The sequence below is a fragment of the Pedococcus dokdonensis genome, assembly GCF_900104525.1.
Taxonomy (GTDB): domain Bacteria; phylum Actinomycetota; class Actinomycetes; order Actinomycetales; family Dermatophilaceae; genus Pedococcus; species Pedococcus dokdonensis.
Map to the genome: position 1 here is coordinate 478080 of NZ_LT629711.1, position 21324 is coordinate 499403.

Sequence of the window (21324 nt, forward strand, 5' to 3'; positions counted from 1 at the left end):
TCGCATCGTGTTGGGTGGAGGAGGCGGCCGTGCTGCTGGCCACCCTCAACTCTCATTCCGATCGCGTCAAGACTTCCATGAACTCATGGTTGACGAAGAGAAGCTCTCGGCCGACCTTGACCTGGTGCAGCAGACCAGCAGCGACTAGCGAGTGCAGCCACGAGGAGGCGGTCTGACGCGACACGTCGCATCGTTCGACGACCGTGCTGATCCGGCAGTACGGCTGCTCGAACAGCACGGCCAGGAACTGGGCATCGCGTCCACCCGATGTTGCAGCACGGGCTCGCTCTGCGATGTGCTCCTGGCAGGCACGGATGGCTGCGATCTTTCGAGTCGTGGACGTTGCCGATTCACGGACCACATCGAGCATGTAGAGGATCCAGTCGACCCACGCTTCGTCGGCCGTGACCGCTCTGAGCAGTCGGTAGTAGTCGTTCTTCCGGGCAATAATGGCCCGTGACAGGTAGAGGGTCGGGTCCTGCAGCAAGCCTTTATCGATCAACATCAAGATGTTGATGACGCGGCCCGTGCGGCCGTTTCCGTCGTGGAAGGGGTGGATTGCCTCGAACTGGTAGTGGGCCACTGCCATGCGCACCAGGGGGTCGAGATCGTCGTCAGCGTGGACGAAGCGCTCCCAGGCTGACAGCTTTTCGCCGATGAGCGGGGCGCCCTCCGGAGGGGCGTAGACGATCTCGCGCGTGGTTGGATTGGCGATACGCGTCCCAGGGACAGCGCGAACAGCCATCTCCCTTCCCTGCAGTTCGGAGCAGATACGAGCGGCTGTAGCTGCTGTCAGCGGCCGCTGCCTGATCGATTCCACGCCGGCGAACAGGGCGCTTCGGTAGCGCAGCGCCTCCTTGGTGGCGTGATCGCCTCCGCCGAGATCGGCGTGCTTGAACAGCTCGTCTGCCGTGGTGACGATGTTCTCGATCTCAGAGCTGGCCTGTGCCTCGAGCAATGGAAGGGCGTTGAGGAGGATGTTGGGATTGGGGAGCAGGTGTCCGGCTTGGGCGAGAGTGGCGAGAGCGGCGCGGGCCTCGACAGTTGCCTTGAGGACGGCTCTGGGCTCCAGATCGATGTGCACGGGTGGCAACGCAGGTAGGTCGTTGTACGGGGCCTCAGGATTCCAGGGCACGTGTCAACTCCTTCGACTCATCCGCAAAACATGTTAGGAATTTAGAGAAAACTTAACACGTTTCTGCAACGTGTCAGGTGGTTCTACAGGTCGACACGCCGTCGCTCACCGTGGCGCGGGCTCCCAGTCCTCCCGCGTCAGCCGGTAGAGGCGGTGCCGCCGCACCGGGCTGCCCTCGACCACGAGCGGGTGGTCGAAGTCCGCGGTCTCGTCACGCGTCATACCGAGCTTGCGCATCACGCCCTGCGAGCGCTCGTTGCCCGGCACCACCATCGCCACGATCTCGTCCAGTCCCAGCGGCCCGAACCCGTGCGCCACGGACGCGCGGGCGGCCTCCGTCGCATACCCCTTGCCCCACGCGGACCTGGCCAGCCGCCAGCCCACCTCGACGCACGGCGTGAACGCCGCCTCGAACCGCGGGATCGACAGCCCGGTGAACCCGACGAACTCGCCGGTCTCCACGACCTCGACCGCCCACAGGCCCCAGCCGTGCTCGTCGATGAAGCTCGCGATCTGGTCGGCCATCGCGTCGCTCGCCTCGCGGGTCAGGTGCGCGGGAAAGTGCTCCATCACCGCCGGGTCGTCGTTGAGGGCGGCGAACGGCTCGCGGTCCGCGTCCCGCCACTCACGCAGCAGCAGTCTCTCGGTGTGCAGCCGGGTCACCTCGGTCACGTCGTCGGCTCCCTCACATCATCAGGTCGGTCACGTCGTCACCGTACGTCGACCCGGGCCTCTGTCGCAGGACGGCGTGAGGCGTTCACCACTCACCCGCGCAGCGCCGCCCCGCTCGTGACACCGTGGGCTTATGCACGAGGTCGTGGTGGTGGGGGCCGGGCTGGCCGGGCTGACCTGCGCAGTGACGCCGGCCACCACCCTGGCGGCTGCACCGGACGACGAGGACCTCGTCCGCCTGGAGCTGGAGCGACTGTGGTCGACCTCGACCCGGGAGTGGGACCTGCTGGTGCGTCACCACGTGGCTGCGGCCCTGCCTGCCGTCCCACCGCCGCTGGCGCTGCGCCGTCCCGTCGCCCTCGGGGACGGGCGGTTCGTCGCGGGTGACCACCGCGACACCTCCTCGATCCAAGGGGCCATGGCCTCCGGCCGACGGGTCGCCCGTGCCGTGGCCGCCCACCTGGGTGCGACCCGGTGACCACCTCTGCGGGACCGCTGCTCGACCCCGAGGGACCCGGACTGCCCACGCGCCAGATCATGAGCCAGTGGTGGCGCGACGTCGCCTTCCTGCACTGGTCCGTGGAGTCGTCACTGCTCGCGCCGCTGCTCCCGGCCGGGGTGCGGCCCGACGAGTTCGACGGGGCGGCCTGGGTCGGTCTCATCGCCTTCCGGATGGTCGACGCCGGCATCGGCCGCGGGGGCCCGGTGCCCTGGCTCGGGACCTTCCCGGAGACCAACGTGCGGGTCTACAGCGTGGACGACCACGGTCACCACGGGGTCACCTTCCTGTCGTTGGAGGCCTCGCGCCTGCTCGTGGTGCTCGGCGCCCGGCTGGGCTTCGCCGTCCCCTACCAGTGGGCGTCCATGCGCGTCCGCGACCAGGACGGGCCCCCACGCGGTGGCGCCGGCCGCGTGCTCACCTACACGAGCCGCCGGTTTCCCCGTGCCGGCTCGGACGGGCTCTCCCGTCCGAGCTCTCGGCTGACCGTGCGCACGGGCGGGCGACGACTCGACCCCAGCCCGCTGGAGCACTTCCTGACCGCCCGGTTCGGCCTGCACACCCAGGTGGCGGGTAGGGCACTCTGGGTCCCGAACACGCACGCACCCTGGCCACTGCGTTCCGCCGAGCTGGTGGAGCTCGACGACGACCTCGTGGAGGCCGCCGGCCTCGGTGCGGTCGCCCGGACCACCCCGCCAGCCAGCGTGCTGTTCTCCGACGGTGTGCGCACGACGTTCGGGATGCCCCAGCGCCTCACGTGACGGGGCGCTGCCGCGAGCCTCGGTGCCCTTGCCGGTGGTGCGGTCGCGTCCTACTGTCGGCCGTGGGACACCAAGTCGTGTTTCCACGTCTCCGGGAAGGGTGAGAGACGCACGCCGACGACCCGGAAGCGAGAGCCACGTGACAGCAGTGCACGACGCAGGACCCGCACCCCTCCAGCTCGCGGCGCCCTGGGGCGGCACCGGCTGGGTCAGCGACCTCGGCGGGCCGGTGCACTGGGTCGACTACGGCGGCCCGGAGGCCGACGACGCCACCCAGGGGGTGCCGGTCGTGATGGTGCACGGCCTGGGCGGGTCCCATCTCAACTGGGTCGGGCTCGCCCCTGAGCTGTCCGAGCACCACCACGTGTATGCCGTCGACCAGGCCGGCTTCGGGCTGACCCCGGGCACGCCGCAGTCGTCCTCGGTGCACGCCAACGCCGACCTCGTGGCGCGCTTCATCCGTGAGGTCGTCGGCTCGCCGGTCGTGCTCGTCGGCAACTCGATGGGCGGCATGGTGTCGCTCCTGCTGGCCGCCGCCCACCCCGAGCTGGTGGCCGGGCTGGTGCTCGTCGACCCGTCCCTGCCCGTGCCCCGGGTGCGCCCCGACCTCGCCGTCAGCGCGACCTTCCTCGTCTACGCGACCCCTTTCCTGGGCGAGCGCTACCTGGCGCTGATGACCAGCCGCCTCACCGACCGCCAGCGGGTCCAGGGCGTCGTCAACCTGTGCTTCGCCGACCCGAGTCGAGCCAACGCCCAGGTGGTCGACGCCGGGGTCGTCCTCGCCGCGCACCGCCGTGGAGTGCCCGCGCAGGAGGCCGCCTTCCTGGGCGCCGCGCGCTCGCTCATGAAGGTGTTGGCCAACCCGCGTCGCTATCACTCCCTGATCCGCGGCATCGACCGCCCGGTGCTCCTCGTCCACGGCGAGCGGGACCGTCTGGTGCCCGTCGCAGCGGCCCGGGCCGTCGCAGCCCAGAACCCCACCTGGACGACCCGCTTCCTTCCCGGCGTCGGCCACACCCCACAGCTCGAGGTGCCCGCGGAGGTGCTGGCCAGTGTCGGCCCATGGCTGGCGGCCCACGACCTCACGCACCGGGCGAGCCGGACCGCGCTGCCATGAGCACGGCATACGTCACCTGTCCGCTGTGCGAAGCCACCTGCGGCCTGGCCGTGACCCTGGACGGTGCCACCGTCACGGAGGTGCGGGGCGACCCTGACGACGCGTTCTCACACGGGTTCATCTGCCCCAAGGGCGCCTCGCTCAAGGCGCTGCACGAGGATCCCGACCGGCTGCGTCGGCCCATGGTCAAGCGCGACGGCGCGTGGTGCGAAGCCAGCTGGGACGAAGCCTTCGCCGAGATCCACCGCCGCCTCGTGCCCCTGGTCAGCGAGCACGGGCCCGAGTCGGTGGCGTTCTACCTGGGCAACCCGTCCTCCCACAACCTCGGGGTCACGCTCTACGGGCGGGCGTTCTACAAGGCCGTCGGCACGCACAACATCTACACCGCCGGCAGCGTCGACCAGCTCCCCAAACACTACTCGTCGGGCTACCTCTTCGGTGACCCGCTCTCCATCCCGGTGCCCGATCTCGATCGCACCGAACACCTGCTGCTCCTCGGTGCAAATCCGTTGGTGTCCAACGGATCCCTCATGACCGTGCCCGATGCCAAGGGTCGCCTCAAGGCCATCCGGTCACGCGGCGGCAAGGTCGTCGTCATCGATCCCAAGCGCACCCGCACGGCCGAAGCGGCCGACGAGCACCACGCCATCCGGCCGGGCACCGACGCGTTGCTGCTCTTCGCCCTGCTGCGGACCATCCTCCACGAAGGACTGGCTCACCTCGGCCGGCTGTCCGAGCACGTCAACGGGTTCGACGAGCTGGCCGCACTCGCAGCACCGTTCACCCCGCAGGCGGTGGCGCCGCTCACCGGCATCTCCGCCACCGACACCACCCGTATGGCGCGTGAACTGGCTGGCGCGGAGCGCGCCGCCGTCTACGGCCGGATCGGCACGACGACCCAGGAGTTCGGCACCCTCACGAGCTGGCTGGTCGACGTGCTGAACGTCGTCACCGGAAACCTCGATCGTGAGGGCGGGGCGATGTTTCCGCTGGCCGCCGCCGGCCAGACGAACAGCCAGGCGCGCCAGGGCAGCTCGCCGCCCAAGGCCTGGCGGCACGGGCGTTGGCACAGTCGCGTTCGCGGCCTGCCCGAGGTGATGGGCGAGCTGCCTGTGGCCACGCTGGCGGACGAGATCCTGACGCCGGGAGCGGGCCAGGTGCGCGCCTTGTTCGTCGTCGGCGGCAACCCGTGCCTCAGCACGCCGAATGCGCAGCGACTGGGGGAGGCGGTGCAGACCCTCGACCTGATGGTGTCGCTCGACGTCTACCTCAACGAGACCAGCCAGCACGCCGACGTCATCCTGCCGGGCCCGACGCCGCTCGAGCGCGACCACTACGACGTGACCTTCACCCAGCTGTCGGTGCGCAACATGGCCAACTGGAGCCCGGCAGTGCTCGCGACCGACCAGCCGCAGGAGTGGCAGACGATGCTGCGCCTGGCGGGGATCGCCGCGGGGCAGGGCCCGGACGCCGACGTCGACGCGCTGGACGACCTCATGGCGGCCCAGACGGCCGCCCACTACCAGCTCGACCCGTCTGTGGCTGGCGCGCGACGAGGGCCGGCCCGACTGCTCGACATCATGCTGCGTGGTGGCCCGCACGACCTCACCCTCGCCGACCTGGAGGCTGCACCCCACGGCGTCGACCTCGGACCGCTCGCTCCCAGGGTGCCGGAGGTCCTGCGCACACCCAGCGGCCGCATCGAGCTCGCCCCCGAGCCGGTCACCCGCGACGTGCCGCGGCTGGCAGCTGCTCTCGAGCGCGGGCCGAGCGGCTCCGAGCACCTGGTCCTCATCGGGCGGCGGCAGCTGAGCTCGAACAACTCGTGGATGCACAACCTCGCCCCGCTGGTGCGCGGGTCGAACACCTGCACCGCCCAGGTGCACCCCGACGACGCCGAGCGGCTGGGGCTGCGGCACGGTGACGACGCCGTGGTGCGGTCCCGGGCCGGGTCGGTCACCGTGCCCGTCGAGGTCACCGGTGCGGTGCGCCCGGGCGTCGTGAGCATCCCGCACGGTTGGGGTCACTCGGGCGGGGACACCCGCTTGCGGGTCGCGTCGGCCCACGCCGGCGTCAACACCAACGTGCTCGCCGACGACCTGTTCGTCGACGCACTCAGCGGCACGGCCGCCCTGAACGGCATACCGGTCACCGTCGAGCCCGTCCGCAGGGAGGAGCCGTCATGGACCGGATGAGCGCCATGGATGCGATGTTCTTCTACATGGAAGGCGAGAACACGCCGATGCACGTCGGGGGCGTCTCCGTGCTCGAGGGCCCCGCACCGGCGTATGGCGACCTGGTGCGGCTGCTCGTCTCCAAGCTCGACCTCGTCCCGCGCTACCGCCAGGTCATCAAGACCGTGCCGTTCCAGCTCGGCCGACCGGTCTGGGTCGACGACCCGCACTTCCAGATCCTCTACCACGTGCGCCACACCTCCCTGCCCGGGCCGGGCGGCCCCGAGCAGCTCCGCAACCTCGCCGGCCGGGTCTTTGCCCAGCGGCTCGACATGACCAAGCCGGTGTGGGAGGCCTGGCTCGTCGAAGGCCTCGCCGGCGACCGGTGGGCGCTGATCTCCAAGGCGCACCACTGCATGATCGACGGCGAGGGCAGCACCGACCTCATGCAGGTGATCTTCGACCTCGAGCCCGAGCCGGAGCGTCGCGAGCCGTCCGAGTGGACCCCGTCACCCGCCCCGTCGACCTTCGAGGTCACGGCTGGCTCGATCATCGACACCGTGCGGGAACCGTTGCAGGCCATCGGGATACCGAGCGTCGACGACTTCGCCAAGATCCCCGAGGCGCTCGCTGGGGTGGCCTTCGCAGCCAAGGAGCTGGTGCCGCAGCAGATCGCCCAGCTGGTGCCGGGCCGGGGGCAGCCGACGCCGAAGAGCCTCAACGGTCCCCTCGGGCCCAACCGTCGCTGGGTCTGGACCGACGCATCGATGGCCGAGGTGAAGACCATCCGCACCGCCCTCGGCGGAACGGTCAACGACGTGATCCTCGCAGCGGTGACCCGTGGCTACCGCGACCTGGTCGCGGGCCGCGGTGAGCTCACCCCCGAGCTGGTGGTGCGCTCACTGGTGCCGGTCTCCACGCGGCAGCCCTCCGGCCGGGGCCAGGTCAACAACCAGGTGTCCAGCGTCGTGGTCGACCTGCCGGTCGGCGAGGACGACCCGGTCCGGCGCCTGCAGCTGATCCGCGAGCAGATGGACCGCAACAAGCGGGGGATGGGCGCCGTCGACGCGGCCGCCATCGTCGGGCTCGCCGACTACGCCGCGCCCACGCTGCTGGCGCTGGGCGCCCGTTCGATGTCACGGATGCCCAACCGACTCACCCAGACCGGCACCACGAACGTCCCCGGCCCGCGCATCCCCCTCTACCTGCTGGGGCGCCGCCTGGTGGAGTCGCACCCCTACGTGCCGGTGTTCGCCGGGGTGCGCGTCGCGACCGGGATCTTCTCCTACCTCGACACCTTCAGCTTCGGGGTGACGGCCGACTTCGACAGCTTCCCCGACGTCGAGCTGATCACCGACGGCATCCGCGCCGGCTTCGACGAGCTCGTCGCGGCCGCAGCTGACGCGCCGGTCGCCGTGCCGGATCCTGCCCAGCCCTCGCGCCAGTGAGCGCGATCCGCGTCTCCGTGTGACAGGAGACGCGGATCGCGCTCACTCAGCTGGGGGCCGGGGTGGCCGGCTCCTCAGTGGCCCAGCGTCACCGAGTCCGGGTCGCCGACGAGGTCGGGTTGTTCGTCGTCGTCCACCATGCTCGCCTCGTCGAAGGGCAGGTCACCGGCCAGCACCGCGTCGAGCCTGGGCCGATCGAGCTCACCCACCCAGTGCCCGATCAGCACCGTCGCGATCGAGTTGCCGGCGAAGTTGGTCAGCGCCCGCGCCTCGCTCATCATCCGGTCGATGCCGACGATGAAGCCGACGCCGTCGACCAGGTCGGGGCGGTGCGACTGCAGGCCGCCGGCCAGCGTCGCGAGGCCCGCTCCGGTCACCCCGGCGGCACCCTTCGACGCGATGATCATGAACACCAGCAACGAGATCTGCTGACCGATCGAGAACGGCTTGTCCAGCGCGTCGGCGATGAACAGCGAGGCCATCGTCAGGTAGATCGCGGTGCCGTCGAGGTTGAACGAGTAGCCGGTCGGGACCGTGATGCCGACGACCGGACGAGACACCCCGGCGTGCTCCATCTTGGCGATCAGCCGCGGCAGCGCCGACTCCGACGACGACGTCGACAGGATCAGCAGGAACTCGCGGCCGAGGTACTTCAGCAGCGAGAAGACGTTGACGCCGGTGAACACCTTGAGGATCGTCCCGAGCACCACGAACACGAACAGTGCACACGTGATGTAGAACGCGATCATCACCTGGGCGAGGCTCTTCAGGGCGTCCAGTCCCGTGGCGCCCACGACGGCCGCCATGGCGCCGAACGCGCCGATCGGGGCGGCATACATGATCATCGCCATCAGCCGGAACACGAGCCGCTCGAAGTGCTTGATGCCGGCCAGGATCGGTTCGCCGGCGCGCCCCATCTTCTGCAGCGCGAAGCCCACGAGCAGCGCCACGAGGAGCGCCTGGAGCACCGAGCCGGAGGTCAGCGACGACACGAGCGTGTCGGGGATCAGGCCCAGGATGAAGTCCACCGTGGTGGTGTGCTCCTCGCCGACCTGCTTCTGGCCGCTGGCCGCGAGCTCCTTGGTGAGGTGCAGGCCGGCGCCCGGCTTCACGAGGTTGCCCACGAGCAGGCCGATGGCCAGGGCGAAGGTCGACATGGTGATGAAGTAGCCCAGTGCGAGCCCACCGACCTTGCCGACCTGGGCGGCCTTCCTGACCGAGCCGATACCGAGGACGATCGTGCAGAAGATGACGGGGGTGATCATCATCTTGATGAGGTTGACGAAGCCGGTGCCGAGCCACTTGAGCTTGACGCCGAAGTCGGGGAAGACGAACCCGACGATGATGCCGAGGACCATCGCCGCGATGACGGCGATGTAGAGGTAGTGCGTGCGGTCCCGCTTCGGTGCGGGGCGGTCGACGACGCTGTCGGCGCTGGTGCTCACGGTGCTCTCCAGGGGGATCGGGTCCCGGGTGCGGCCCGGGACAGGTGAACAAGGACGAGGGTGGGCCCCGGAGTGACTAGGGTCACGTTTGTGTTCATTGAGTTCTGCGCGCGACCGCACGTCGCGTCGGGGGTCGGCGTGCAGTTTGCCCCGGTATGCCGATGAGCGCACCTCGGTGGCTCGCCGCACCGGGGCGGTGGAGCGTGGCGGCGCAGACCTTCGCGCTGCAGGTGCTGGTCGCACTCCTCGTGGTCGGGGTGGGCACGGCTGCGGCGTACGCGCAGGCCCAGCGGGCCGGCACCCAGGAGGCGACGGCCCGAGCCACCGCGGTCGCGGAGACCGTCGCCAGCACGCCGTCCGTCGTCGCCGGCGTCCGCAGCGGTGCACCGGGCCCGGAGCTGCAGGCCTTCGCCGAGGACGTGCGCACCGAGACGCGCACCGACTTCGTCGTCGTGATGAGTCCGGCGGGAATCCGCTACACGCATCCCGATCCCGCCCAGATCGGCCGGCAGTTCATCGGCCACGTCGCAGCGGCCCAGCGGGGCGGCACGGTGGTCGAGGACTACACCGGCACGCTGGGGCCGTCGCGGCGTGTCGTCGTGCCGGTCACCGACGACGCGGGCACGGTCGTCGGCCTGGTCGCGGTCGGCATCCGCAAGACGGCGGTCAGCGAGCGGCTGCGTGGCCAGCTGCCGGCGCTGCTGCTGGCCGGGCTCGCCGCCGCCCTGCTCTCGGGCCTCGGCACCGCGCTGGTCAGCCGGCGGATCCGGCGCCAGACCCACGGTCTCGGCGAGCGGCAGCTGCGCGAGATGGTCGAGTACTACGACGCCGTGCTGCACGCGGTCACCGAGGGGCTGCTGCTCACCGATCTCGACGGGCGGCTGCGGCTCGCCAACGACGAGGCGGTGCGCCTGCTGGGCCTCCCTGACGACGCGCTCGGCCGTCCCGTCGCCGAGCTCGGGTTGTCCGCTCCGTTGGTGGCCGCACTCACCGACGGGGCGCCGCGCGAGGACGAGCTGCACGTCACGTCAGCTCGGGTGCTGGTGCTGAACAAGGCCCGGGCGCAGTGGGACGGCCGCCCGCTGGGGTTCGTCGCGACGGTGCGCGACCGCACCGACCTCGAGCACCTCACCGGTGAGCTCGACTCGGCCCGCGGACTCACCGAGGCGCTGCGCTCCCAGGCGCACGAGTCCTCGAACCGGCTCCACGCGATCGTGTCGCTCATCGAGCTCGGCCATCCCGAGCGCGCCCTGGCGTTCGCCACCGACGAGCTGCAGGTGTCCCAGCGGCTCACCGACACCGTGGTCGGTTCGGTGGGGGAGCCTGCCCTGGCCGCACTCCTGCTCGGCAAGGCGGCGCAGGCAGCCGAACGTGGCATCGACTTCCAGATCGCCGAGGACGCCTCCTGGCCGGAGGACACCACCCCGGTGCGCGACGTGGTGACGATCGTCGGCAACCTCATCGACAACGCCTTCGATGCGGTGACGGCCGAGGCGGCCGAGCGCCGTGTCGTCGTCTCCTCGCGGGTGGAGGACCACCACGTCGTGCTGAGTGTCGCCGACTCCGGTCCCGGCCTGCCGCCGGACGCGGTCGACGAGGCGTTCCGCCGGGGCTTCTCCACCAAGGAGCAGGGCCGTGCCGGGCGGCGCGGCATCGGGCTCGCCCTGGTGGCGCAGTCGGTGGCCCGGCTCGGGGGAGAGATGGACGTCTCCGGACCGCCGGGGGCGTGCTTCACCGTGCGGCTGCCGTTGGAGGCGAACAGCCATGTCTGACCACGGGACCCAGGTCACCCCGCTCAAGGTGCTCGTCGTCGAGGACGAGCCGGTCGCGCTCGAGGCGCACGCGGCATACGTCGGTCGCGTTCCCGGCTTCGTGGTGGCGGCGACCGCCGCCACCAGCCAGGAAGCGCTGCGCGCCCTCCAGTCGGCGGAGGTCGACGTGGTGCTCCTCGACATGAACCTGCCCGACCGGCACGGCCTGGACGTCATCCGGGCCATGCGGGCCGGGGGCCACCGCGCAGACGTCATCGCCGTGACGTCGGCGCGCGACCTCGACGTCGTCCGCGCAGCGGTGTCGCTCGGCGTGGTGCAGTACCTCCTCAAGCCGTTCGTCTTCGCCACCCTGCGTGACCGGCTGGAGGGATACCGCACCTACCGCGACCAGCTGCGCGACGCGCACGAGCTGGCCACCCAGGCCGAGGTCGACCAGGTCGTGGCCGGCGTGCGCACCAGCACGCCCGTCGCGCTGCCGAAGGGGATGGGCGAGGACCTGCTCGCCAAGGTCACCAGGGTGCTGCGCGACTCGGGCACCGGGATGTCGGCGAGTGAGCTCGCCGAGACGCTGGGGGTCAGCCGGGTCACCGCACGGCGCTATGCCGAGCACCTCTCCGACAGCCGGCTCGCCGTGCGCACCCCGAGGTATGCCGGGGCGGGTCGCCCCGAGGTGGAGTACCGCTGGGCCGACTGACGGTCAGCCGTCGAGTGCCTTGAGGAGCGCGATGTTGAACGACAGGGCGTCGCGGTCGCCGTCCCGAGCCGCCCACCCCGCTTGCATCGCCGTGTGGACGTAGGTCCATGCCAGCGCCTCGTCCTCGTCGACTGCCGCTGCCTCGCAACAGATCTCGAGCCGTCGCCGGACCAGGTAGCGCAGTGTCGAACCCGTGCCGAGCTCGTCGGTTCGGTTGCGCAGCAAGGGCTGCACCTCGAAGCCGGGGTGACCGGCCATGGCGTGCGGGTCGATCGCGAGCCACTCAGGTCGCCCGGAGCCGGGGAGGCTGGCCAGGACGTTCTCGTAGTGCAGGTCGGTGTGCACGAGGGTCGCATCGCACGACTCGTCGGCGGTGAGCTCGTGCACGAGCCCGGCCGTCCGCGCCAGCATGCGCCGTGGGAGTGCGCCCTCGGTGGACTCGAGCCGCGAGAGCTGCTCCCGTGCGAAGGTCGACAGCGGCCGCAGGCCGGGCGGGGCCGGCACGTGCAGCTGGCGCAGCAGGCCACCGACGACCTCGCACGCCTGGTCGACGTCGAGGGTGCGCAGGTCCCGTGAGGGGTCGAGCTGCTCGAGGAGCAGGGCGCCCCGGGAAGGGTCCGCCGCGACGAGCCGCACGGCTCCACGCCCGTCCCAGTGGCGCAGCACCAAGGCCTCGTCGCGGGCCTCGACGTGGGGCCAGACGAGCTTGAGCGCGAGCGGCTGGCCGTCACGGCGTACCGGCACGACCACCGCGGTCCAGCCGGTGTGGCCGATGCCGAGGGGCTCCAGGCCCCAGTCGTCGAGCACCTCGGCCAGCCGCCTGGGCAGCTGAGCCGACCAGTCGGCACCCGACGGTCCGCCGACGGCGCCGTCGTCGGCCGAGAACCGCTGCACGGACGCGCGGAACTCCGGTGGGACCAGCTCGGCCGCGTCCTCGACCCGAGTCATCCGGCGCCGGTCACGACAGACCCGGGAACGGGGCCAGCGGCACGCCCCACCGGGAAGCCAGCACCTCGGTGTCTCCGAGCCACTGCACGAGGGCGCCCAGGGGACCGAGGTCGCCGTTGGCCGAGCCGAGGTCGCGGGCCACCGAGGCCCGCAGGTCGGTCACCACCTGCACGGCGAGCTTGCGCGCGGCCGCCGGCGTGGTCACCTGGAAGGGCAGTGGGTAGCCCAGGGCCGGTGGCTCGGCCGTGGCGCCCGCCAGGGTCTCCTGCTCGCTGGCGCGCGCCTCGAGGGTGGCCAGGGTCGCGCGGGCCAGGGTCTGTTGGGCCCCGGACGTGGACTGGGCCGCCACCACCTCGAAGGCGTAGACCGCGGCGCGCGTGCTCTCGAGGTAGGACGCCGCCAGCGAGGGCGCCGACCAGGCCGGCTCCGGCCAGGTGACCGGCGTCCCGAGGAGGTTGGCAGCGGCAGAGCGCTGGGCCAGGACGCTGCCGATCAGCGGCACCGCGGCGTCCGGCACGGAGGCGAGCGACGCGATCGCCGTCGGACCGAGGTCGCTGGCCTCCTCGGCCGCCAGTGCCTTGGGCCCGGTCGTCGGCGCGGAGGCGGTCGCGCGACCGGTCGCGGTCGGGGCCGGGCTGCCGGTGGACGGCGCCGTGACGCCCGGGCTGGTGGTCGACGTCCCGGTCGCCGTGGTCGGCGGAGCCGCGGAGGCCTCGTCCAGGATCTTCTGGGGGACGCCGAGGCGCAGCAGCTCGGCCTGCAGGACGGTCGACTGGCGACGGTGCAGGGCGGCCAGCCGGGCCGGGAGACCGGTGCCGGCACCTCCGAGCGACGCGGCGCGATCGGCGAGATCGGTCGAGTGCTGCCACAACGCGAGCAGGAAGGACTCACCCGGGATCGGCGCGCGGGTCGGGATCAACGGCACTCTCGGGGCATCGTCCTCCAGTCGGATTCCGCACGCGGACAAGGCCATCGCCGCAACGGATCCCAGGCCCAGCCCGACACCCACGGACAGGACACCGCGCCGGGTCGGGCGCGGCGGCATACCGGGGTCGGCCGTGGACATGCGCCGATTCTGGCACGGGCGCTGGTGCGGGCATGCGGCCCGCTGGCGGCGCCGATAGAGTGGCCGGGCACGACCACCAGAACTTCAGAGAGGACGAGTCAGTGAGCGTCAAGGAACAGATTCGTCCCGCCGTCGAGGCGCCGTTGCGCGACCTCGGGCTGCTGGTCGAGGACGTGGCCGTGACCCCCGCAGGCAAGCGCCGCCTCGTCCGCATCTGGATCGACCGGGTCCTCGACGACGCTGCTGCGACGACTGCCGCCACCCCGCCGCTGACCCTCGACGAGGTGGCCGACGCCACCCGAGCCGTGAGTGACGCCTTGGACGAGTCGGGCGCCATGGGCGAGCAGCCCTACACGCTCGAGGTCGGTTCGCCCGGCATCGACCGGCCGTTGACCGAGCCCCGCCACTTCCGTCGCAACGTGTCGCGGCTGGTGACCCTCACCCCCGTCGACGGCCCGGCCGTCACCGGGCGGATCACCGCTGCCGACGACAGCAGGGTCACCCTCGAGGTGCCCGCCGCCAAGAAGGAGCCGGCCCGGTCGGTCGAGCTCGGGTATGCCGACGTGGCCCGGGCCGTGGTCCAGGTCGAGTTCTCGCGGCCCACTGACGACGACAACGCTGAGGAGCACTGACATGGACATCGACCTGGCCGCACTGAGGGCCCTCGAGCGCGAGCGCGACATCTCCCTCGACATCCTCATCCCCGCCATCGAGCAGGCCCTCCTCGTCGCCTACCACCGCACCGACGGCGCCTACCGCAACGCGCGGGTCGAGCTCGACCGCAAGTCCGGGCACGTCGTCGTGTGGGCCAAGGAGGAGCTCGAGCAGCCCGAGCCGACCCCTGTCCAGCCCGACGACGACGCCGACCCGGACGCACCCGCCGCGCCGGTCGAGCGCGTCGCGCGTGAGTACGGCCCGGAGTTCGACGACACCCCGACGGGTTTCGGCCGGATCGCCGCCGCCACCGCGCGCCAGGTCATCGTCCAGCGGCTGCGCGACCTCGAGGACGACGCGATCATGGGCGACTTCAAGGGTCGCGAGGGCGACGTCGTGGCCGGGGTCATCCAGCAGAGTCCCGACCCTCGCGTCGTCACGGTCGACTTCGGCACCGTCGAGGGGATCCTGCCGCTCGCCGAGCAGGTGCCGGGGGAGCGCTACGTGCACGGCGAGCGGCTGCGCTGCTTCGTGGTGTCGGTTCGGCGGGGGCCCAAGGGGCCGCAGATCGGGCTCTCGCGCACCCACCCCAACCTCGTGCGCAAGCTGTTCGCCCTCGAGGTGCCCGAGATCGCCGACGGTTCGGTCGAGATCGCAGCGCTGGCTCGCGAGGCCGGGCACCGCACCAAGATCGCGGTCCACTCCAAGGTGGCCGGGCTGAACGCCAAGGGCGCCTGCATCGGGCCGATGGGGGCCAGGGTGCGGGCCGTGATGACCGAGCTGCACGGCGAGAAGATCGACATCGTCGACTACTCCGACGACCCGCGGACCTTCGTGGCGGCCGCTCTGTCGCCCTCGCGGGTGCAGTCCGTGACGATCGTCGACCAGACGCTGCGGTCTGCTCGGGTGGTCGTCCCCGACTACCAGCTGTCGCTGGCCATCGGGAAGGAAGGCCAGAACGCCCGGTTGGCCGCCAAGCTGACCGGCTGGCGGATCGACATCCGGCCCGACACGGTCGGTGCCGACACGCCGGGCTCTCCTGCTGCGGACGGCTCGTCCCAGGACCCCTCCGCGGACCCGGCCGGGACCCCCGCAGCAGGTGCTGGTGACGCAGCCGGCCGACAGTAGGGGCTAGACTGGTGGGGACCGACCGGACTGGACTCCGGCCAGTGGCATCGAGCACGACCGTCCACATCTCGCACGGGCAACCCACCCGGACGTGTGTGGGGTGCCGCAGGACGGATAGCTGGTCGGCACTCCTGCGAGTGGTCGCGGAGACGGACGAGACCGGAGTGATCCGACTGAGTCCCGACCCGCGGCGTCGCCTGCCGGGGCGCGGCGCATGGCTGCACCCCACGGGCGACTGTCTCGAGCAGGCCCTGCGCCGCCGGGCGTTCGGTCGCGCGCTGCGTGTCGGCGCCGCCCCGGATCCGGCAGCCGTCACGGCATACGTCGAGGGCCTGCGCCGGACCACGAGCTAGGCAGCACGCACGCAATCCCCCTCACCACGAGGGACCGTCCACTCCACGGCGACCGCCGGTCGCCCTGGAAAACCGAAAGCGGGTTTGACGCTGATGAGCACCCGATGAGAACTCAGCAATGAGCTCCCCCCAGCTTTAACGACGGTCCGCCCTGTCACCTGACTGCGGACCAGGAACAGGAGAAACGTGGCAAAGGTCCGTGTAAGCGCGCTCGCGAAAGAGCTCGGCACCGACAGCAAGACGCTGATCGCCCACCTCAACAGCATCGGCGAGTACGTCAAGACCGCCAGCTCGACCATCGAGGCCCCGGTCGTCCGCAAGGCGACCGAGACCTTCCCGGAGGACCTGAAGAAGGCCCCGGCCAAGAAGGCTGCTCCCAAGCCGGCCGCTGCACCCGCTCCGGCGGCGCCCGGCCCGGCCAAGGCAGCCGAGCCGACCGCACCCGCGGCGGCTCCTGCTGCCGCACCCACCCCGGCCCCCGAGGCTCCGGCCGCCACAGCGCCGGCCGCTGCGGCGACCCCGGCACCTACTCCGGCGCCGGCTGTCCCCGAGGCGCCTGCCGCCCGGGCGGACGTCCAGTCCGCGCGTGACGGCGGCCAGCAGGGTCCCGGTGTCCCGGCGTCCCCACACCCCGGCAGCGCACCGCGTCCCGGCGCACCGCGTCCGGGCAACAACCCCTTCGCCCCCAGCCAGGGCATGCGCACCGGTCGCGACGGCGGCACCCGTGAGGGCGCTCCGCGCGAAGGTGCTCCCCGTGAGGGTGGCCAGGGCGGCGCCCGCCCGGGCAACAACCCGTTCGCGCCCAGCCAGGGCATGCCGCGTCCGCAGAGCCGTCCCGGCGGCGCTGGTCCGCGGCCCGGTGGCACCGGTGGTGCCGGTGGTCCCCGTCCCGGTGGGCCGCGCCCCAGCCCCGGCATGATGCCCGACCGCAGCGCGGTCGGCCGTCCCGGTGAGCGTCCCGCCCGCGGCGGCGGCCGTGGGCCCGGTGGCCCCGGCGGTGCCGGCGGTCGCGGACCCGGTGGCCCCGGTGGCCCCGGCGGTGGCGGCGGTTTCGCCGGTCGCCCCGGTGGCGGTGGCTTCCGTGGTGGTGCCGGTCGTGGCTCCACCGCCGGTGCCTTCGGCCGCGGTGGCGGCCGACCCGTGCGCGGCCGCAAGTCCAAGCGCGCGAAGCGCCAGGAGTTCGAGCAGATGCAGGCTCCGTCGCTGGGTGGCGTCACCGTCCCCCGCGGCGACGGGTCCACGACCATCCGCGTGCGCCGCGGGTCGTCGCTGACCGACTTCGCCGACAAGATCAACGCCAACCCGGCCTCGCTGGTGACGGTGCTGTTCCACCTCGGTGAGATGGCGACCGCGACGCAGTCCCTCGACGAGGACACCTTCAAGGTGCTCGGCGCCGAGCTCGGCTACGACATCCAGGTGGTCTCGCCGGAGGAGGAGGAGAAGGAGCTCTTCGACTCCTTCAACATCGACCTCGAGACCGGCATCGAGGGTGAGGACGACGACGACCTGCAGCCGCGGCCGCCCGTCGTCACCGTCGTCGGCCACGTCGACCACGGAAAGACCCGCCTGCTCGACGCCATCCGCAACGAGGACGTCGTCGCGGGCGAGGCCGGTGGCATCACCCAGCACATCGGTGCCTACCAGGTGCACCGTGAGCACGAGGGCGTCGACCGCGCGATCACCTTCATCGACACCCCGGGTCACGAGGCGTTCACCGCCATGCGTGCTCGTGGTGCCAAGGTGACCGACATCGCGATCCTCGTGGTCGCCGCCGACGACGGTGTGATGCCGCAGACCATCGAGGCGCTCAACCACATGCAGGCCGCCGACGTGCCGATCGTCGTCGCCGTCAACAAGATCGACGTCGACGGCGCCAACCCGGCCAAGGTGCGCCAGCAGCTGACCGAGTACAACCTCGTCGCCGAGGAGTACGGCGGCGAGACGATGTTCGTCGACGTGTCGGCCAAGGCCGGCCAGAACATCGACTCGCTGCTCGAGGCCGTCCTGCTCACCGCGGACGCCGCGCTCGACCTGCGGGCCAACGCCGACAAGGACGCCCGTGGTGTCGCAATCGAGGCCAACCTCGACCGCGGCCGTGGTGCGACCGCGACGGTGCTGGTCCAGTCGGGCACGCTGCACGTCGGTGACGCCATCGTCACGGGCTCGGCCTACGGCCGCGTCCGCGCGATGCTCGACGAGCACGGCAACAACCTCACCGAGGCGGGTCCGTCCCGACCGGTGCAGGTCCTCGGTCTGTCCTCCGTGCCGCGCGCCGGTGACACCTTCGTGGTGGCCCCCGACGACCGCACGGCCCGTCAGATCGCCGAGCGTCGCGAAGCCGCGGACCGGCAGGCCTCGCTGGCCAAGGCCCGCAAGCGCATCTCGCTCGAGGACCTCACCGAGGCGCTCGCCGCGGGCAAGGTCGAGACCCTCAACCTCATCCTCAAGGGTGACGTGTCGGGTTCGGTCGAGGCGCTCGAGGACGCCCTGCTGCAGATCGACGTGGGCGACGAGGTCGACCTGCGGATCATCGACCGCGGCGTCGGTGCGATCACGATGAACAACATCAACCTGGCCATGGCGTCCAACGCCGTGATCATCGGGTTCAACGTGCGCGCCGAGGGTCAGAACGCCGACTACGCCGACCGCGAGGGCGTCGAGATCCGCTACTACTCGGTGATCTACCAGGCCATCGAGGAGATCGAGGCAGCGCTCAAGGGCATGCTCAAGCCGGAGTTCGAGGAGGTGGAGCTCGGCACCGCCGAGATCCGCGAGATCTTCCGCTCCAGCAAGTTCGGCAACATCGCCGGCTCGATCGTCCGCAGCGGCGAGATCAAGCGCGGCACCCGGGCGCGGATCACCCGCGACGGCGTGGTCGTGGCGGAGAACGTCGAGATCGCCGGTCTGCGCCGCTTCAAGGACGACGTCACCGAGGTCCGCGAGGGCTTCGAGTGCGGCATCAACCTGGGGTCGTTCAACGACCTCCAGATCGGTGACCTCATCGCGACGTCCGAGATGCGCGAGAAGCCGCGCGACTGACGCACGACCAGCAGGTATGCCGCGTGGTCGGCAGGGCCCGCACCGCCAGCTCCTCCGAGGGCTGGGGTGCGGGCCCTTCCCGTGCTCCCCGACTTCTGGCCAGCGGTGCCGCATGTCGGGGCTGGGAACCCGGTCTGATCGGGCATGGGTGGCCAGAAGTCGGGGGAGGACGGCACTTCTGGCCAGCGGTGCCGCATGACGGGGCTGGAGACCCGGTCTGATCGGGCATGGGTGGCCAGAAGTCGGGGGAGGACGGCACTTCTGGCCAGCGGTGCCGCATGACGGGGCTGGAGACCCGGTCTGATCGGGCATGGGTGGCCAGGAGTCGGGGGTGGTCGGCACTTCTGGCCAGCGGTGCCCCATATCGGGGCTGGGAACCCGGTCTGATGGGGCATGGGTGGCCAGAAGTCGGGGGAGGTCGGCACTTCTGGCCAGCGGTGCCCCATGTCGGGGCTGGGGACCCGGTCTGATCGGGCATGGGTGGCCAGAAGTCGGGGGAGGTCGGCACTTCTGGCCAGCGGTGCCCCATGTCGGGGCTGGGGACCCGGTCTGATCGGGCATGGGTGGCCAGAAGTCGGGGAGGTCGGAGGTCGGGGGTGGTCGGCACTTCTGGCCAGCGGTGCCCCATATCGGGGCTGGGAACCCGGTCTGATCGGGCATGGGTGGCCAGAAGTCGGGGGAGGTCGGCACTTCTGGCCAGCGGTGCCCCATGTCGGGGCTGGGGACCCGGTCTGATCGGGCATGGGTGGCCAGAAGTCGGGTGTGGTCGGCACTTCTGGCCAGCGGTGCCGCATGTCGGGGCTGGGGACCCGGTCTGATCGGGCATGGGTGGCCAGAAGTCGGGTGTGGTCGGAGGTCGGGGGTGGCCAGAAGTCGGGGGAGGCAGGGCGCGGTGCGGCAGCGGGCTGGTGGCTGACTAGGGTGGAACCGGTCGCGGGGCTGGTCGTCGAGCCGGCTCCGACCTGCCCATCCGCACCGCCCAGCACAGGAGGACGCCATGGCTGACGCCGGACGTGCCCGCAAGATCGCCGACCGCATCAAGACCCTGATCGCCGCGAACGTCGAGTCGATCGTCAAGGACCCCGACCTGGGCTTCATCACCATCACCGACGTGCGGGTGACGGGCGACCTGCAGCACGCCTCGGTCTTCTACACCGTGTTCGGCGACGAGGCGCAGCGTGCCAAGACCGCCGCGCTGCTCGAGCAGAACAAGGGTCGGCTCCGCTCGTTCGTGGGCGGGCAGATCCAGATCCGGCTCACCCCGAGCCTCGACTTCTTCGCCGACGCGATCCCCGAGACCGCCGCGCACCTCGAGGACCTCCTGCGCGAGGCCAAGGAGCGCGACGAGGCGGTGGCCGCGTCCGCCGCCGGTGCGAAGTACGCCGGCGAGGCCGACCCCTACCGCAAGCCGGACGAGGCCCAGGCGGCCGCCGACAGCGACCACGCCGACGAGGACGCCGACGAGAACGCCGACGAGAACGCCGACGAGGACACCGGCACGGATGCCCGCGCCTGACGGCCTGCTCGTCGTCGACAAGCCGGCCGGCTGGACCAGCCACGACGTGGTCGGCCGGGCGCGGCGGCTCTGCGGCACCCGCAAGGTCGGCCACGCCGGCACGCTCGACCCGATGGCGACCGGGGTGCTGGTGCTCGGGATCGGGCGGGCCACCAGGCTGCTGACCTTCCTGGTCGGCTGCGACAAGGACTACACGGCGACGGTCCGGCTGGGCCAGACGACCGTCACCGACGACGCGGAGGGTGAGGTCACCGCGGCGACGGCTGCCGACGGCGTCACCCCAGCGCAGCTCACCGCCGCCGTCCGCGACCTCACCGGCGAGATCCAGCAGGTCCCGAGCTCGGTGTCGGCGATCAAGGTCAAGGGTGAACGCTCCTACCACCGGGTGCGGGCCGGCGAGGACGTCGACCTGCCGGCCCGTCCGGTCACGGTGAGCAGGTTCGAGGTCCTCGGCACCCGCAGCGGTGACGTGGACGGCATACCGGTGCTCGACGTCGACGTCGAGGTGACGGTGAGCTCCGGCACCTACGTCCGCGCGCTGGCCCGCGACCTGGGAGCCGCGCTCGGGGTGGGCGGTCACCTCACCGCGTTGCGTCGCACCCGGGTGGGCGCCTTCACGCTGGCCGAGGCGCACGGTCTCGAGGCGCTCGCCGAGCTGGACGAGCCGGAGCAGCTGCCGGTGACCCCGCTCGCGGACTCCGCGCGCGCGCAGTTCGCGGTCCGTGAGCTGACCGCCGAGGAGAGCACCGCGCTCGGCTACGGCCAGCGGGTCGACTCGGCCCAGCAGGGTCGCACCGAGCCGGTGGCTGCCTTCGCGCCCGACGGCCGGCTGGTCGCGCTGCTGGATGAGTCCGGTCACAAAGCCAGGCCGCACGTCGTGTTCGCCCCGGCCGGTTCGTAGAG

At 71.5% G+C, this 21324-nt stretch carries 18 protein-coding genes; 13 read left to right on the forward strand and 5 right to left on the reverse strand.

Features of this window, described 5'->3' with window-relative positions; genetic code table 11:
• Window positions 1-52: 52 nt before the first annotated feature.
• On the reverse strand, window positions 53-1084 hold the full coding sequence (locus BLQ34_RS02420) for a Fic family protein (protein ID WP_231961404.1): 1032 nt from the start codon (window positions 1082-1084) through the stop codon (window positions 53-55).
• 156 nt (window positions 1085-1240) lie between these two features.
• The gene (locus BLQ34_RS02425; protein ID WP_197674758.1) at window positions 1241-1807 is read right to left on the reverse strand and encodes a GNAT family N-acetyltransferase; all 567 of its coding nucleotides are present in this window, start codon (window positions 1805-1807) and stop codon (window positions 1241-1243) included.
• Window positions 1808-1940: 133 nt separating this feature from the next.
• On the opposite strand from BLQ34_RS02425, the gene BLQ34_RS02430 reads away from it, so the two are divergent.
• From BLQ34_RS02430 to BLQ34_RS02450, 5 genes are all read left to right on the forward strand, one after another.
• Window positions 1941-2285: an FAD-dependent oxidoreductase gene (locus BLQ34_RS02430; protein ID WP_091780999.1), complete on the forward strand. Its 345-nt coding sequence runs from the start codon at window positions 1941-1943 to the stop codon at window positions 2283-2285.
• On the forward strand, window positions 2282-3067 hold the full coding sequence (locus BLQ34_RS02435; protein ID WP_231961405.1) for a YqjF family protein: 786 nt from the start codon (window positions 2282-2284) through the stop codon (window positions 3065-3067). Before BLQ34_RS02430 ends, BLQ34_RS02435 begins: the two co-directional genes overlap by 4 nt.
• Before the next feature lie 139 nt (window positions 3068-3206).
• Window positions 3207-4184: an alpha/beta fold hydrolase gene (locus BLQ34_RS02440; RefSeq protein ID WP_091781002.1), complete on the forward strand. Its 978-nt coding sequence runs from the start codon at window positions 3207-3209 to the stop codon at window positions 4182-4184.
• On the forward strand, window positions 4181-6379 hold the full coding sequence (locus BLQ34_RS02445; RefSeq protein WP_091781005.1) for a molybdopterin-dependent oxidoreductase: 2199 nt from the start codon (window positions 4181-4183) through the stop codon (window positions 6377-6379). The genes BLQ34_RS02440 and BLQ34_RS02445 overlap by 4 nt, the downstream gene beginning before the upstream one ends.
• Window positions 6367-7806, forward strand: coding sequence for a WS/DGAT/MGAT family O-acyltransferase (locus tag BLQ34_RS02450; protein WP_091781008.1), 1440 nt, complete (start codon window positions 6367-6369; stop codon window positions 7804-7806). Before BLQ34_RS02445 ends, BLQ34_RS02450 begins: the two co-directional genes overlap by 13 nt.
• A gap of 74 nt (window positions 7807-7880) precedes the next feature.
• Here the strand turns inward: BLQ34_RS02450 and BLQ34_RS02455 are convergent, their stop codons facing one another.
• On the reverse strand, window positions 7881-9251 hold the full coding sequence (locus tag BLQ34_RS02455) for a cation:dicarboxylate symporter family transporter (RefSeq protein ID WP_091781011.1): 1371 nt from the start codon (window positions 9249-9251) through the stop codon (window positions 7881-7883).
• A gap of 161 nt (window positions 9252-9412) precedes the next feature.
• Here BLQ34_RS02455 and BLQ34_RS02460 point away from each other — a divergent pair, with 161 nt between their 5' ends.
• Complete coding sequence (locus BLQ34_RS02460; protein ID WP_231961406.1) at window positions 9413-11023, forward strand: sensor histidine kinase; 1611 nt, start codon at window positions 9413-9415, stop codon at window positions 11021-11023.
• Window positions 11016-11717 (forward strand): response regulator, encoded by a 702-nt coding sequence (locus BLQ34_RS02465; protein WP_091781017.1) that lies wholly within the window; start codon window positions 11016-11018, stop codon window positions 11715-11717. The genes BLQ34_RS02460 and BLQ34_RS02465 overlap by 8 nt, the downstream gene beginning before the upstream one ends.
• Window positions 11718-11720: 3 nt before the next feature.
• On the opposite strand, the gene BLQ34_RS02470 is transcribed toward BLQ34_RS02465, so the two are convergent.
• Both BLQ34_RS02470 and BLQ34_RS02475 read right to left on the reverse strand, forming a co-directional pair.
• Window positions 11721-12665, reverse strand: a complete 945-nt coding sequence (locus tag BLQ34_RS02470) for an aminoglycoside phosphotransferase family protein (protein WP_091781020.1) — start codon at window positions 12663-12665, stop codon at window positions 11721-11723.
• A 10-nt stretch (window positions 12666-12675) separates the two neighbouring features.
• Window positions 12676-13731: a DUF4439 domain-containing protein gene (locus BLQ34_RS02475; protein WP_091781023.1), complete on the reverse strand. Its 1056-nt coding sequence runs from the start codon at window positions 13729-13731 to the stop codon at window positions 12676-12678.
• 101 nt (window positions 13732-13832) lie between these two features.
• On the opposite strand from BLQ34_RS02475, the gene rimP reads away from it, so the two are divergent.
• The 6 genes from rimP (at window position 13833) to truB (ending at window position 21322) form a co-directional block, all read left to right on the forward strand.
• A complete protein-coding gene (rimP, locus tag BLQ34_RS02480) occupies window positions 13833-14363 on the forward strand; it encodes a ribosome maturation factor RimP (RefSeq protein ID WP_197674759.1) in 531 nt (176 codons plus the stop codon).
• A 1-nt stretch (window position 14364) separates the two neighbouring features.
• Entirely contained in the window at window positions 14365-15513 is a 1149-nt protein-coding gene (gene nusA / locus BLQ34_RS02485) for a transcription termination factor NusA (RefSeq protein ID WP_091781029.1), read from the forward strand.
• Window positions 15514-15608: 95 nt separating this feature from the next.
• The gene (locus tag BLQ34_RS19195) at window positions 15609-15866 is read left to right on the forward strand and encodes a YlxR family protein (protein ID WP_269457340.1); all 258 of its coding nucleotides are present in this window, start codon (window positions 15609-15611) and stop codon (window positions 15864-15866) included.
• A gap of 186 nt (window positions 15867-16052) precedes the next feature.
• Entirely contained in the window at window positions 16053-18905 is a 2853-nt protein-coding gene (gene infB / locus BLQ34_RS02495; RefSeq protein WP_091781034.1) for a translation initiation factor IF-2, read from the forward strand.
• A gap of 997 nt (window positions 18906-19902) precedes the next feature.
• Window positions 19903-20421 carry a 30S ribosome-binding factor RbfA gene (gene rbfA / locus BLQ34_RS02500; protein WP_091781036.1) on the forward strand — a complete coding sequence of 173 codons (519 nt, stop codon included), beginning with the start codon at window positions 19903-19905 and terminating at the stop codon, window positions 20419-20421.
• The gene (truB, locus tag BLQ34_RS02505) at window positions 20408-21322 is read left to right on the forward strand and encodes a tRNA pseudouridine(55) synthase TruB (RefSeq protein WP_091781039.1); all 915 of its coding nucleotides are present in this window, start codon (window positions 20408-20410) and stop codon (window positions 21320-21322) included. The genes rbfA and truB overlap by 14 nt, the downstream gene beginning before the upstream one ends.
• Window positions 21323-21324 lie beyond the last annotated feature (2 nt).